The organism is Streptomyces ortus (assembly GCF_026341275.1).
GTDB lineage: Bacteria > Actinomycetota > Actinomycetes > Streptomycetales > Streptomycetaceae > Streptomyces > Streptomyces ortus.
The window spans coordinates 4125097-4137717 of record NZ_JAIFZO010000002.1 but is presented as its reverse complement, the minus strand read 5'-3'; the positions used below and the strand labels follow the sequence as shown (position 1 = coordinate 4137717).

Genomic DNA, 12621 nt, shown 5'->3' with positions numbered 1-12621 from the left:
ACCCCGTACGGGCCCCGACAGGGAACCAAGCACCCCACCCGCCCCGTCAAAGCGGCATGCACACGCAGCGACGCAACCTCAGCGCCCTCAGCCCGCGGGTCGGCCTCAGTGCCCTGGCCGTCACCGGACTCCTCGCCACGGCCGCCTGCGGCACGGAAAGCGGCAGTGGCAGCGGCAGCGGCGGCAAGGAATCCGGTGCCAGTTCCGTCGGGACCCGGCAGGACACCGGGCTCACCGGCACGCAGTGGAACGTCGACAGCGTCACGGCCGACGGCAAGACGCAGGCCGCCCCGGCCGGCGCCCACGTCGAGTTCGGCAAGGACGGCAAGGTGGGCGGCAACTACGGCTGCAACCACTTCGGGGCCACCGCCGAGATCGACGGCGACACGATCACGATCGGCGACGACACGGTCAAGACCAAGATGGCCTGCACGGACGACGGGACCATGAGCTTCGAGTCGAAACTCGGCGGGCTGATCTCCGACAGCACGATCAAGGCCGACGTCAACGGCGACAAGCTGACGCTCACCAACGAGGACGGCTACACCGTGAAGCTCACCGCTGAGAAGCAGGCCGACCTCTACGGCACCAAGTGGAACGTCACCGGCACGGTCAAGACGGACGCGAAGGGCGACACGAAGGACGGTACAGAGGACGGCACCAAGGGCGGCTCCGCCGTCGCCCTGCCCTCCGAGGCCGAGGGCAAGGCCCACCTCACCTTCGACGAGAAGGGCACCGTCCGCGGCGAGCTCGGCTGCAACAAGGTCACGGCGAAGGCCACGGTCGGCGACGGCACTATCACTCTGGGCGCGCCCGGCACCACCCGGAAGATGTGCTCCGACTCACTCATGGACACCGAAAGGTCCCTGCTGGCCCTCTTCGGCGGCACCGTGAAGTACACGCTCAAGGGCAGCAACCTCACCCTGACCAGCGAAAACGGCGCAGGCCTGGAAGCCGTCGCCGCGAAGTGATCCCGGACGGGCGGCGTCTCACCGCGCCGCCCGGGCACTTCCCCAATTCGGACCAGTGGTCGATCTCGCCTACACTCGGTGGCGTGCCACGTGGTGACGGTCGACTCAGTCATGATCTGCTCCCCGGCGAGAAAGGCCCCCAGGACGCTTGCGGCGTCTTCGGAGTCTGGGCTCCCGGTGAAGAGGTCGCCAAGCTCACTTACTTCGGGCTCTACGCCCTCCAGCATCGAGGCCAGGAATCCGCGGGAATCGCGGTCAGCAATGGCTCTCAGATCCTCGTCTTCAAGGACATGGGGCTCGTTTCCCAGGTCTTCGACGAGGCCTCCCTCGGTTCCCTGCTCGGTCATATCGCGGTCGGTCACGCCCGCTACTCGACCACCGGGGCCTCCACCTGGGAGAACGCCCAGCCGACGTTCCGTGCCACCGGGCACGGCTCGATCGCGCTCGGCCACAACGGCAACCTCGTCAACACGGCGGAGCTCGCCGGAATGGTCGCCGACCTCCCCAAGCAGGAGGGCCGCACCCCGCGTGTGGCGGCGACCAACGACACCGACCTGCTGACGGCCCTGCTGGCCGCCCAGGTCGACGACGACGGCAAGCCGCTGACCGTCGAAGAGGCCTCCGCGAAGGTCCTCCCGCAGGTCAAGGGCGCCTTCTCGCTCGTCTTCATGGACGAGCACACCCTGTACGCGGCCCGTGACCCGCAGGGCATCCGCCCGCTGGTCCTCGGCCGTCTTGAGCGCGGCTGGGTCGTCGCCTCCGAGTCCGCCGCCCTCGACATCTGCGGGGCGGCCTACGTCCGCGAGATCGAGCCGGGCGAGTTCGTCGCCATCGACGAGAACGGACTGCGAACGTCCCGATTCGCGGAAGCGAAGCCCAAGGGCTGCGTCTTCGAGTACGTGTACCTGGCCCGTCCGGACACCGACATCGCCGGCCGGAACGTGTACCTCTCCCGCGTCGAGATGGGCCGCCGTCTCGCCAAGGAAGCTCCGGTCGAGGCCGATCTGGTCATAGCGACACCGGAGTCGGGCACGCCCGCCGCCATCGGTTACGCGGAGGCCTCCGGCATTCCGTTCGGTGCGGGTCTCGTGAAGAACGCGTACGTCGGCCGGACCTTCATCCAGCCTTCACAGACCATCCGCCAACTGGGCATCCGGCTGAAGCTGAATCCCCTCAAGGAAGTCATCAAGGGCAAGCGCCTGGTCGTCGTCGACGACTCGATCGTGCGCGGCAACACCCAGCGCGCCCTGGTCCGGATGCTCCGCGAGGCGGGCGCGGCCGAGATCCACATCCGGATCTCCTCGCCGCCCGTGAAGTGGCCCTGCTTCTTCGGCATCGACTTCGCGACCCGCGCGGAGCTGATCGCCAACGGCATGTCCATCGACGAGATCGGCACCTCGCTCGGCGCCGACTCCCTCTCGTACATCTCCATCGACGGCATGATCGAGGCCACCACCATCGACAAGCCGAACCTCTGCCGTGCCTGCTTCGACGGCGAGTACCCGATGGACCTCCCGGACCCCGAGCTGCTCGGCAAGCAGCTCCTGGAGACCGAGCTGGCCGCCGGCCCCGCGTCGGCCGCGTCCGAAGCGATCCGTCGCCCGTAGCACCTGCCGAGTCCCGCCGGGCCCCGCCGAAGATCCGGGACCTCGCAGCAACCCCGCAGCAACACCGCTGTACGACACGAAAGTTCTCACCGTCATGTCTGAGACAACTGGTGCCAGCTACGCAGCCGCGGGCGTCGACATCGAAGCGGGCGACCGCGCCGTCGAACTGATGAAGGAGTGGGTGAAGAAGACGCAGCGCCCCGAGGTCCTCGGCGGCCTCGGCGGCTTCGCCGGCCTCTTCGACGCCTCCGCCCTCAAGCGGTACGAGCGCCCGCTGCTCGCCTCCGCCACGGACGGCGTCGGCACGAAGGTCGACCTCGCCCGGCAGCTCGGCGTGTACGACACCATCGGCCACGACCTGGTCGCGATGGTCATGGACGACATCGTGGTGTGCGGCGCCGAGCCGCTCTTCATGACCGACTACATCTGCGTCGGCAAGGTCCACCCGGAGCGCGTGGCCGCCATCGTGAAGGGCATCGCCGAGGGCTGTGTCCTCGCGGGCTGCGCCCTGGTGGGCGGCGAGACGGCCGAACACCCCGGCCTGCTGGGCCCGGACGACTTCGACGTCGCCGGCGCCGGTACGGGTGTCGTGGAGGCCGACCGGCTGCTCGGCGCGGATCGTATCCGTACGGGTGACGCGGTGATCGCCATGGCGTCCTCCGGTCTTCACTCGAACGGGTACTCACTCGTCCGCCATGTCCTGTTCGACCGCGGGAATCTGAAGCTCGACCGCCACGTCGAGGAGTTCGGCCGCACCCTCGGCGAGGAGCTCCTGGAGCCCACCAAGATCTACTCGCTGGACTGTCTGGCGCTGACCCGCACGACCGAGGTGCACGCGTACTCGCACATCACGGGAGGCGGCCTCGCGGCCAACCTGGCCCGGGTGATCCCGGACGGCCTGCACGCGACCGTCGACCGCGCCACCTGGACGCCGGCCCCGGTCTTCGACCTCGTCGGCACCACCGGCCAGGTCGAGCGCCTGGAGCTGGAGAAGACGCTGAACATGGGCGTGGGCATGATCGCGATCGTCCCCCAGGACTCCGCGGACGCGGCCCTCACCACCCTGGCGGACCGAGGAGTGGAGGCCTGGGTGGCAGGCGAGATCACCGACAGGGGCACCCACGGGACGGGCGCAACCCTGACGGGCGACTACGCCCCCCGGTAGCCGCGAGCAGGGGCGCCCGCCGGGGCGCCCCCGTCAGGGGCGCGGGGAACTGCGCCACCTCAGCCACGAGATACCGGCGCCGTAGAAGCACCCCACAGCGCACCCCCGCCACCCCAGCGGAGCGAACCCGCGGAGCGGCATGCACAAAACCCGGTCCGGCAATCAACCCCGGACCGGGTGAAGCGCAGCTAGAACGACGAACGCAGCCGGTACGTCAAGCCCCGCGGCGTTGCGACGCAGGACCGGACTCATCGTCCTCGTCCTCGTCGTCGTTGTAGAGATCCGCGTACTGGGAGTACGGGTCGTCTTCCTCGTCGTCGTCCTCGAACGGCTCGCCATTAGGCGGCTGTTGCGAGGTCGAAGCGCCCAGCTCATTGGCCAGACGCGACAGATCGGTCCCGCCGCTGCTGTACTTCAGCTGGCGGGCGACCTTCGTCTGCTTGGCCTTTGCCCGGCCGCGCCCCATGGCTCGACCCCCTCGGATACGGGGCTCGACGGCCCCAGAGTCTTGACACGCGTTCATGATCTGGAACGGGCTCTCCGTGGAGAGACCGGTCCGTAGGGCTTCCACGGTACCTGAGCCCACGCCCATACGGTACGTCGCCCGCAGGAAGCTCGTGTGCACAGGACCCGCGAGGTGCCCTGTCCTCGCTGGTCAACCGCGATTTTAACCTCTTCTCGGCGAGCGACCCGCCGACGAACGTGAGAGTTCTCTCCAACACCCGCCGACGGGACCCCGCCGGGCCGCGCGCACAGCCGTCCGGACGCCTTCAGGACGGCCTCCGAACGGCTTCCCGAACGGCCTGGGAACATCAGGGACGGCGGGCCTCCGCCATGCGGTGCTCGGCGATCCGGTCGGCCGCGGCGGCCGGCGGAATCCCGTCCTCCTTCGCACGAGCGAATATAGCCAGCGTGGTGTCGAAGATCTTCGCGGCCTTCTCCTTGCACCGGTCGAAGTCGAAGCCGTGGAGTTCGTCGGCGACCTGGATGACCCCGCCCGCGTTCACCACGTAGTCCGGCGCGTAGAGGATCCCGCGGTCGGAGAGGTCCTTCTCCACACCCGGGTGCTCCAGCTGGTTGTTGGCGGCGCCGCAGACGATCTTCGCGGTGAGCGCCGGCACGGAGTCGTCGTTCAGGGCTCCGCCGAGCGCGCACGGGGCGTAGATGTCGAGCCCCTCGGTCCGGATCAGCCGCTCGGTGTCCTGGGCGACCTGTACCGAGGGGTGCCTGTCGGCGATGCGGCCCACGGCGTCCTGGCGCACGTCCGCGATCACGACCCGGGCGCCGTCCTCCAGGAGGTGCTCCACCAGGTGGCGGCCGACCTTGCCGACGCCCGCGACGCCGACCGTGCGGCCCCGCAGCGACGGGTCGCCCCACAGGTGCTGCGCGGAGGCCCGCATGCCCTGGAAGACCCCGAAGGCCGTCAGGACGGACGAGTCGCCCGCGCCGCCGTTCTCCGGGGAGCGCCCGGTCGTCCAGCGGCACTCGCGCGCCACGACGTCCATGTCGGCCACGTAGGTGCCGACGTCGCAGGCGGTCACGTACCGCCCGCCGAGCGAGGCCACGAACCGGCCGTACGCGAGGAGCAGGTCCTCCGTCTTGATCTGCTCGGGGTCACCGATGATCACGGCCTTGCCGCCGCCGTGGTCGAGTCCGGCCATGGCGTTCTTGTACGACATCCCGCGGGCGAGGTTCAGCGCGTCGGCGACGGCCGCGGCCTCGTTCTCGTACGGGTAGAAGCGGGTGCCGCCGAGGGCCGGGCCCAGGGCGGTGGAGTGGATGGCGATGACGGCCTTGAGGCCGGTGGCGCGGTCCTGACAGAGCACGACCTGCTCATGGCCGCCCTGATCCGTCCGGAACAGGGTGTGCAGTACGTCGTCAGGGCTGCCGGTTACGTCGGTCACGGTGGTGACTCCCAGGTAAGTAGCGGCGGGTCGGGGCGGCCCTCGTACGGGTGGCGGGGGTCCGTGTGGCACGAGATTAGAGCCTGTGCGGGACCGCCATCGGCCCAGTGGTCAGGATCACCCCCGCCGGGAGTACGGTCACGGACGGGCGTGGGACGATTTGCTGGGGTTTCCCGCGTGCCGGCGCACACGCCGCGCGGTTTTCCACCGGGTCGGCTGGGGAGGGAGCAAGCGTGCCCAAGGTGTCCTCGTTGATCATCCCGTACGCGTCCTATCTCCGGGTGTACGAGCCGCTCGCGGCCTTCCCGGAACCGGAGCGCGGCCACTGGTACCGCTATGCGCGCCGGCCCGAGCGGCCCTCGTACCAGGACGAACTGCGCCGCTCGCTGGCCGACTTGCTGCCCGTGCCGCCGGTCCCGGTGCCGGTGCAGGAGAGCGGTGACGCGTTCGTCGCGGAGGTGGACGGCGTCCTGTGCGTATGCCCCTGGCGGACCCGGCTGCGCGGCTGGGAGGCCCTGGGCGACCTGGCGGAGGAGTTGCCTGCCCCCGTCCTGGACGCGGCGCTGCCGGAGCTCGTACGGCGTCAGGCGGCCCAGGACTACGAGCGCTGGCTGACCCGCAACCCCGACGCCCGGCCCTGGATCCGCACCTCGACCTGGCAGGTCCCGCTGCACTGGTTCGTGCTGGTCTCGGACGAGGAGCGCGAGTACGACAAGGGTGCCGGGTCCGGGGGCGGCGCACGGGCCGAGGAGGACGCCCCCGTGCTGCGCTACCGCACGCCGATGGTGCAGGCGCGGCGGCGGGTGGCGCGGGCCCTGCGGACGCTGCGGGACACCCTCGACGAGGGGCCGCTCATCGACGGTCTGGTGGACGTGGGGCGTTGGCTGGAGGAGTTCCATCCGCGGTCGCTGGTGGAGCTGGACTACGGCGGCCTCGTACATGTCCTGCCCGCGGGGGAGCTCGACGGCGACCACTCGGCCGCCGATGTCGCCGAGGGGATCGAGGCGTTGCGCACGGGCGACGGGCCCGCCGCGGGGGAGGCCTACGGGCGGCTGGTGGAGCGGTGGCGCTCGGTGCGGGACCGTCGCTCGGCTAACTGAGGGGCGCGCGGAGGCTCTTCGGGCGCCCGGTTCCGGTGTGTCACGGAGCCTGACAGGACGTAAGTCCCGATCCGGGTCGTAGGGGGTAAGGGTGACGGACGGCACTAACACGGACCTTGCGCCCAACGCCCCTCCTCATGCCAAAATAGGACAAGGAGTCCGGGGAGGGCTCTCTCTGTACACGTTTGGGTGGAATCTCGGCATTGCGCTGCAGGGGGGTCCCGTGACTCCTGATCGTCCTGTGACTGATCGTCACAGAGGCGTGACTGTCCGCTATGGCATGGTCCATCGGCTTCCGTCGCTGATGAACACCTGGGAGGGCAATTCCATCGGTTTGGCCGACGCGGCTGGACGGATGGTGTAGTTGTAGTGCCGAGGACAAGCCGTTCGTCCTATAACCGACTCGACCCGCATCCGCCATTTCGGGCAACGCGGGTCAAGGTGCAGAATTTAGAGGAAAGAACCGAGAACGATCGGTTCTCCCGAGGAGGCCGCTCATGACCGCTCGCACCCCTGATGCCGAGCCGCTGCTGACCCCGGCTGAGGTCGCCACGATGTTCCGCGTGGACCCTAAGACGGTCACGCGGTGGGCGAAGGCCGGCAAGCTCACGTCGATCCGCACGCTGGGTGGGCATCGCCGTTACCGCGAAGCAGAGGTACGTGCTCTGCTCGCGGGCATCCCGCAGCAGCGCAGCGAAGCCTGAACAACAACTGCATAGCCACATAGCAGGGTATTTCGGCAGGTCCCCCAACTTGTCGGCAGGGCCCTGACGCAAGTACCGCTTCACGCGTCATCCAAGCACCACCCAAGTACCAAGCGACGCGGATCCCGCCCCAACGGGGTCCCCGCCCGAGCAAGAACCACAAGCACTGTGGGTGCGTCGTAGATCGCGCTGGACTCCGCCGGGTCCAGCGCGATCTTTTTTGTGCGCTGGTCATGGGCTGTGCGCGCTTGGCGGGTCGGTCTGTGAGTGGCCTTGTCGCACTCTGGGCGAGGCTGTCGGATCGGCTGTGAGTCCCCTTGGGGCCGGTGCAATTGCACATATTAAATTGACCAGTTGTAGGTGAGGGGTAAGATCCGCGGGTTTGAAAACTTATGCGGTGACACCCGTCACATGCCGGAGTCCTTGTTGCGCGTGGCATACCTGCGCTAATGGAGGACTCGTTCATCTGGGGCCGCGCGAGGGGCAGTTGATGCGCGGTCCTCGCGTGCGCGGCGGTGGCGCGGTGGCTCACGCCGGGGAGGGCGCGTCGTCCTCCGGGGTGCCGTCCAGGTCCTCGGGGCCGGGCTCCGAGGCCAGTCGCAGGAGGCGGTGGCAGATCGGGCAGTGCCTGGTGCGGTGGCGGTGGCCGGAGGCGGCCGACAGATGGGCGCGGAGCAGGGCTCGCGTCTCATGCCGAGCAGTCGCCGCCATGGTCACCTCCGGTGGGGTCTGGGGCCCTGGTTCGTAGGTACTGGCGGAATGTGACGGCGTCAAGGGCGTGTGGACGGCGGACGGGCCCCCTGAGGCCTGTGGGGTCGGTGCGGGGCTTGTTGCCCAGTTCCCCGCGCCCCTGGAGGGCGCAACACAGAAGGCCCCGCTTCCGTTACCGGAAGCGGGGCCTTCTGTTTCTTCTTCTGCGGTCCTGACGGGATTTGAACCCGCGGCCTCCACCTTGACAGGGTGGCGAGCACTCCAAACTGCTCCACAGGACCTTGTTTCGCAGTGCGATCTTGCGTTGCGCTGCGAGACAAGACTGTACAGGAGGGTTGGCCCCCCGAGCGAACTCACCCGGTGTGCGGACCCCGTTACGGTGCGACCGCGTCGATCGCCTTCACGATGCGCTTGTCGGAGACCGGATACGCCGTACCCAGCGCGTGCGCGAAGTAGCTGACGCGCAGCTCCTCGATCATCCAGCGGATGTCCCGCACGGAGGAGGGGACAGGGCGCCCCTGCGGCAACTGCTCCAGCAGCCAGGCGTACTCGTCCTGCATCTCGTGGACCTTCTCCATCCGGCTGGTGTCCCGCTGCGCGTTCGTCGGCATCTGCTGCAGCCGGCGGTCCGCCGCCACCAGATAGCGCATCAGGTCCGGCAGCCGCCGCAGGCCCGTCGCCGTGACGAAGCCGGGCCGCACAAGGGCGTCCAGCTGCGTCCGTACGTCCGTCAGGTTGGCCAGGAGCACGGCGCTGCGTACGCCCTTCAGACGGCGCTCACAGGCCTGCCAGGCGGCCAGCACCTGCTCGACCTGGCCGACCGTGCGGACCGTCGTGTCGACGATCTCGGCGCGCACCTTCTCGTACAGCTTCCGGTACGACTCCTCGTCCCAGGCCGGGCCTCCGAAGTCGCCGATCAGCTTGTCGGCGGCGGCCGTCGCGCAGTCGTCGAACAGGGCCTGGATCGACCCGTGCGGATTCGCGGATAGGGCCAGCTTCTGGGCGTTGGTGAGCTTGTCCGACGCGAACTTCGCCGGGTTCACCGGGATGTTGCGCAGGATGAGCCGCCGCGTGCCCTGCCACATCGCCTGCTGCTGCTCGGCCTCGGTGTCGAAGAGGCGTACCGCGACGGTGTTCGCCCCCGGACCCTCGTCGACCAGCGCCGGGTACGCCTTCACCGGTTGGCCCGCCCGGCGCGTCTCGAAGAGGCGGCTGAGGGAGCCGATGGTCCAGTCGGTCAGCCCCGTGCGCTCCAGGGACTCGCCGCCCTGCCGCTCGGCCGTGGCCGCCGCGGCCTTGGAGATCGCCTGGCGCGCCTTCGGCCGCAGCCGGGTCTTCAGGGCCTCCAGGTCCTTGTCCTCGGCCAGCTTGCGGCGCCGCTCGTCGACGATCCGGAAGGTGATCTTCAGGTGGTCGTCGAGCCGGGACCAGTCGAAGTCGTCGGCGGTGAGGGGTACTCCGACCATGCGTTTCAGATCGCGTGCCAGCGTCACGGTCAAGGGCTCCTGGAGCGGCACCGCCCGCTCCAGGAACCGTCGCGCGAAGTCGGGCGCGGGCACGTAGTTGCGGCGGATCGGCTTCGGCAGGGAGCGGATCAGCTCGGTGACGACCTGTTCGCGCAGCCCCGGGATCTGCCACTCGAAGCCGTCGTCCGTGACCTGGTTCAGCACCTGCAGCGGAATGTGGACGGTCACGCCGTCCGCGTCGGCGCCCGGCTCGAACTGGTACGTGACGGGGAACTTCAGCCGTCCCTGCCGCCACGAGTCCGGATAGTCGTCCTTGGTGACCGCGCCGGCCGTCTCCCGGATGAGCATCGACCGCTCGAAGTCGAGGAGTTCGGGCTCTTCCTGCCGCTTGTGCTTCCACCAGGAGTCGAAGTGCGCGCCGGACACGACATGGGCGGGCACCCGCTCCTCGTAGAAGTCGAAGAGCGTGTCGTCGTCGACCAGGATGTCCCGTCGCCGCGCCCGGTGCTCCAGCTCCTCGACCTCGGTGAGCAGGCGCCGGTTGTCGGAGAAGAACTTGTGGTGCGTACGCCAGTCGCCCTCGACGAGCGCGTTGCGGATGAACAGCTCCCGGCTGATCTCGGGGTCGATCCGCCCGTAGTTGACCTTCCGCTGGGCGACGATCGGCACCCCGTACAGCGTGACCTTCTCGTACGCCATCACCGCCGCCTGGTCCTTCTCCCAGTGCGGTTCGCTGTACGTGCGCTTCAGCAGGTGCTCCGCGAGCGGTTCGATCCACTCGGGCTCGATCTTCGCGTTGACGCGGGCCCACAGCCGGGACGTCTCGACGAGTTCGGCGGACATCACGAAGCGCGGGGGCTTCTTGAAGAGGGCCGAGCCGGGGAAGATCGCGAACTTGGCGTTCCGGGCGCCCACGTAGTCGTTCTTCGCGCTGCTCCTGCCGTCCTTGCCCCCGTCCTTGCCGCCCTCCTTCCCGGTCTCCTTCACGTCCTTCATGCCGATGTGGGAGAGCAGGCCGGCCAGGAGGGAGAGGTGGACGTGCTGCTCGGGCGCGTCGTCCTCGTTCAGATGGATGCCCATCTGCTTGGCGACGGTCCGCAGCTGCGTGTAGATGTCCTGCCACTCGCGGATGCGCAGGAAGTTCAGGTACTCCTGCTTGCACATGCGACGGAACGAGGACGAGCCGCGCTCCTTCTGCTGCTCGCGCACGTACCGCCAGAGGTTGAGGTACGCGAGGAAGTCGGAGGTCTCGTCCTTGAAGCGGGCGTGCTGCTGGTCGGCCTGCGTCTGCTTCTCGGCCGGCCGCTCGCGCGGGTCCTGGATGGAGAGCGCGGCGGCGATCACCATGACCTCGCGGACGCAGCCGTTCTTGTCGGCCTCCAGGACCATCCGGGCCAGCCGCGGGTCGACGGGCAGCTGGGCGAGCTTGCGCCCGGTGTCGGTGAGGCGCTTGCGCGGGTCCTTCTCCGTCGGGTCGAGCGCGTTGAGCTCTTGCAGGAGCTGGACGCCGTCGCGGATGTTGCGGTGGTCCGGCGGGTCGATGAAGGGGAACTTCTCGATCTCGCCGAGCCCGGCCGCGGTCATCTGGAGGATGACGGACGCCAGGTTCGTACGGAGGATCTCGGCGTCGGTGAACTCCGGGCGGGCGAGGAAGTCGTCCTCGGAGTACAGCCGGATGCAGATGCCGTCGCTCGTACGGCCGCAGCGGCCCTTGCGCTGGTTGGCGCTGGCCTGCGAGATCGCCTCGATGGGCAGCCGCTGGACCTTGGTGCGGTGGCTGTATCTGGAGATACGGGCGTTGCCCGGGTCGATCACGTACTTGATGCCCGGGACGGTGAGGGAGGTCTCGGCGACGTTGGTCGCCAGAACGATCCTGCGCCCGGTGTGGGGCTGGAACACGCGGTGCTGCTCGGCGTGCGAGAGGCGCGCGTAGAGGGGGAGCACCTCGGTGAACCGGTAGTTCTTCTTGGTGAGGGCGTCGGCCGTGTCGCGGATCTCCCGCTCGCCCGACAGGAAGACGAGGATGTCGCCCTTGCCCTCGCCCTGCAGCTCCTCGACGGCGTCGCAGATCGCGGTGATCTGGTCGCGGTCGGCGTCGTCGCCGTCCTCTTCGAGGAGCGGCCGGTAACGCACCTCGACGGGGTACGTACGCCCGCTGACCTCGACGATCGGCGCGTCCCCGAAGTGCCGGGAGAACCGCTCGGGATCGATGGTCGCCGAGGTGATGACGACCTTCAGGTCCGGCCGCTTCGGCAGCAGCTGGGCCAGATAGCCGAGCAGGAAGTCGATGTTCAGGGACCGCTCGTGGGCCTCGTCGATGATGATCGTGTCGTACGCGCGCAGCTCGCGGTCCGTCTGGACCTCGGCGAGCAGGATGCCGTCCGTCATCAGCTTGACGAAGGTGGCCTCCGGGCTGACCTGGTCGGTGAAGCGGACCTTCCAGCCGACGGCCTCGCCCAGCGGGGTGTCCAGCTCGTCGGCGACCCGCTCGGCGACGGTACGGGCGGCGATGCGGCGGGGCTGGGTGTGCCCGATCATGCCGCGGACGCCACGGCCCAGCTCCAGACAGATCTTGGGGATCTGGGTCGTCTTGCCGGAGCCGGTCTCACCCGCGACGATGACGACCTGGTGATCACGGATGGCGTCCGCGATCACGTCCTTCTTCTGGCTGACGGGCAGCTGCTCGGGGTACGAGACGGTGGGCACGCGGGTACGCCGCTCGGCCATGCGGGTCTCGGCCTTCGCCACCTCCGTCTCGATCTCGGCGGTGACGGCGGCGCGGGCCTCGGGCTTGCGGATCCGGCGCGCGCCCTCGAGCCTGCGCCCGAGCCGGTGCGCGTCGCGCAGTGACAGCTCGGCCAGACGGGAGGCGAGATCGCCGAGGGCGGGGGCAGGATGCGTAGACATACGCGGTCCAGGATCTCACCTCGGGGAAACGTGGGGCGAACGCTTTTGCGCTCGGGGGTTCCGGCGACGGACGCAGGGGTGCTCCT

At 69.0% G+C, this 12621-nt stretch carries 9 protein-coding genes and 1 tRNA gene; 5 read left to right on the top strand and 5 right to left on the bottom strand.

Features of this window, described 5'->3' with window-relative positions; genetic code table 11:
- The first annotated feature begins 56 nt into the window (after window positions 1-56).
- The 3 genes from K3769_RS21525 (at window position 57) to purM (ending at window position 3743) form a co-directional block, all read left to right on the top strand.
- Window positions 57-971: an META domain-containing protein gene (locus K3769_RS21525; RefSeq protein WP_267028016.1), complete on the top strand. Its 915-nt coding sequence runs from the start codon at window positions 57-59 to the stop codon at window positions 969-971.
- Window positions 972-1054: 83 nt separating this feature from the next.
- Window positions 1055-2578, top strand: coding sequence for an amidophosphoribosyltransferase (gene purF, locus K3769_RS21520; protein WP_267028015.1), 1524 nt, complete (start codon window positions 1055-1057; stop codon window positions 2576-2578).
- 94 nt (window positions 2579-2672) lie between these two features.
- Window positions 2673-3743 (top strand): phosphoribosylformylglycinamidine cyclo-ligase, encoded by a 1071-nt coding sequence (gene purM / locus K3769_RS21515; RefSeq protein ID WP_267028014.1) that lies wholly within the window; start codon window positions 2673-2675, stop codon window positions 3741-3743.
- 214 nt (window positions 3744-3957) lie between these two features.
- Here the strand turns inward: purM and K3769_RS21510 are convergent, their stop codons facing one another.
- Together K3769_RS21510 and K3769_RS21505 are read right to left on the bottom strand one after the other, a co-directional pair.
- Window positions 3958-4209, bottom strand: coding sequence for a DUF3073 domain-containing protein (locus K3769_RS21510; protein ID WP_107020614.1), 252 nt, complete (start codon window positions 4207-4209; stop codon window positions 3958-3960).
- Window positions 4210-4555: 346 nt separating this feature from the next.
- Window positions 4556-5647 (bottom strand): Leu/Phe/Val dehydrogenase, encoded by a 1092-nt coding sequence (locus K3769_RS21505; RefSeq protein WP_267028013.1) that lies wholly within the window; start codon window positions 5645-5647, stop codon window positions 4556-4558.
- Between the two features lie 233 nt (window positions 5648-5880).
- Here K3769_RS21505 and K3769_RS21500 point away from each other — a divergent pair, with 233 nt between their 5' ends.
- Together K3769_RS21500 and bldC are read left to right on the top strand one after the other, a co-directional pair.
- The gene (locus K3769_RS21500; protein WP_267028012.1) at window positions 5881-6747 is read left to right on the top strand and encodes a DUF8083 family protein; all 867 of its coding nucleotides are present in this window, start codon (window positions 5881-5883) and stop codon (window positions 6745-6747) included.
- 497 nt (window positions 6748-7244) lie between these two features.
- Window positions 7245-7451, top strand: a complete 207-nt coding sequence (gene bldC, locus K3769_RS21495; protein WP_003949541.1) for a developmental transcriptional regulator BldC — start codon at window positions 7245-7247, stop codon at window positions 7449-7451.
- A 528-nt stretch (window positions 7452-7979) separates the two neighbouring features.
- On the opposite strand, the gene K3769_RS21490 is transcribed toward bldC, so the two are convergent.
- The 3 genes from K3769_RS21490 to hrpA form a co-directional block, all read right to left on the bottom strand.
- Window positions 7980-8162 (bottom strand): DUF6274 family protein, encoded by a 183-nt coding sequence (locus tag K3769_RS21490; RefSeq protein ID WP_267028011.1) that lies wholly within the window; start codon window positions 8160-8162, stop codon window positions 7980-7982.
- A gap of 206 nt (window positions 8163-8368) precedes the next feature.
- Window positions 8369-8443, bottom strand: a tRNA-Asp gene (locus K3769_RS21485).
- Between the two features lie 93 nt (window positions 8444-8536).
- Window positions 8537-12535, bottom strand: coding sequence for an ATP-dependent RNA helicase HrpA (hrpA, locus tag K3769_RS21480; RefSeq protein WP_267028010.1), 3999 nt, complete (start codon window positions 12533-12535; stop codon window positions 8537-8539).
- Between the last annotated feature and the right edge of the window lie 86 nt (window positions 12536-12621).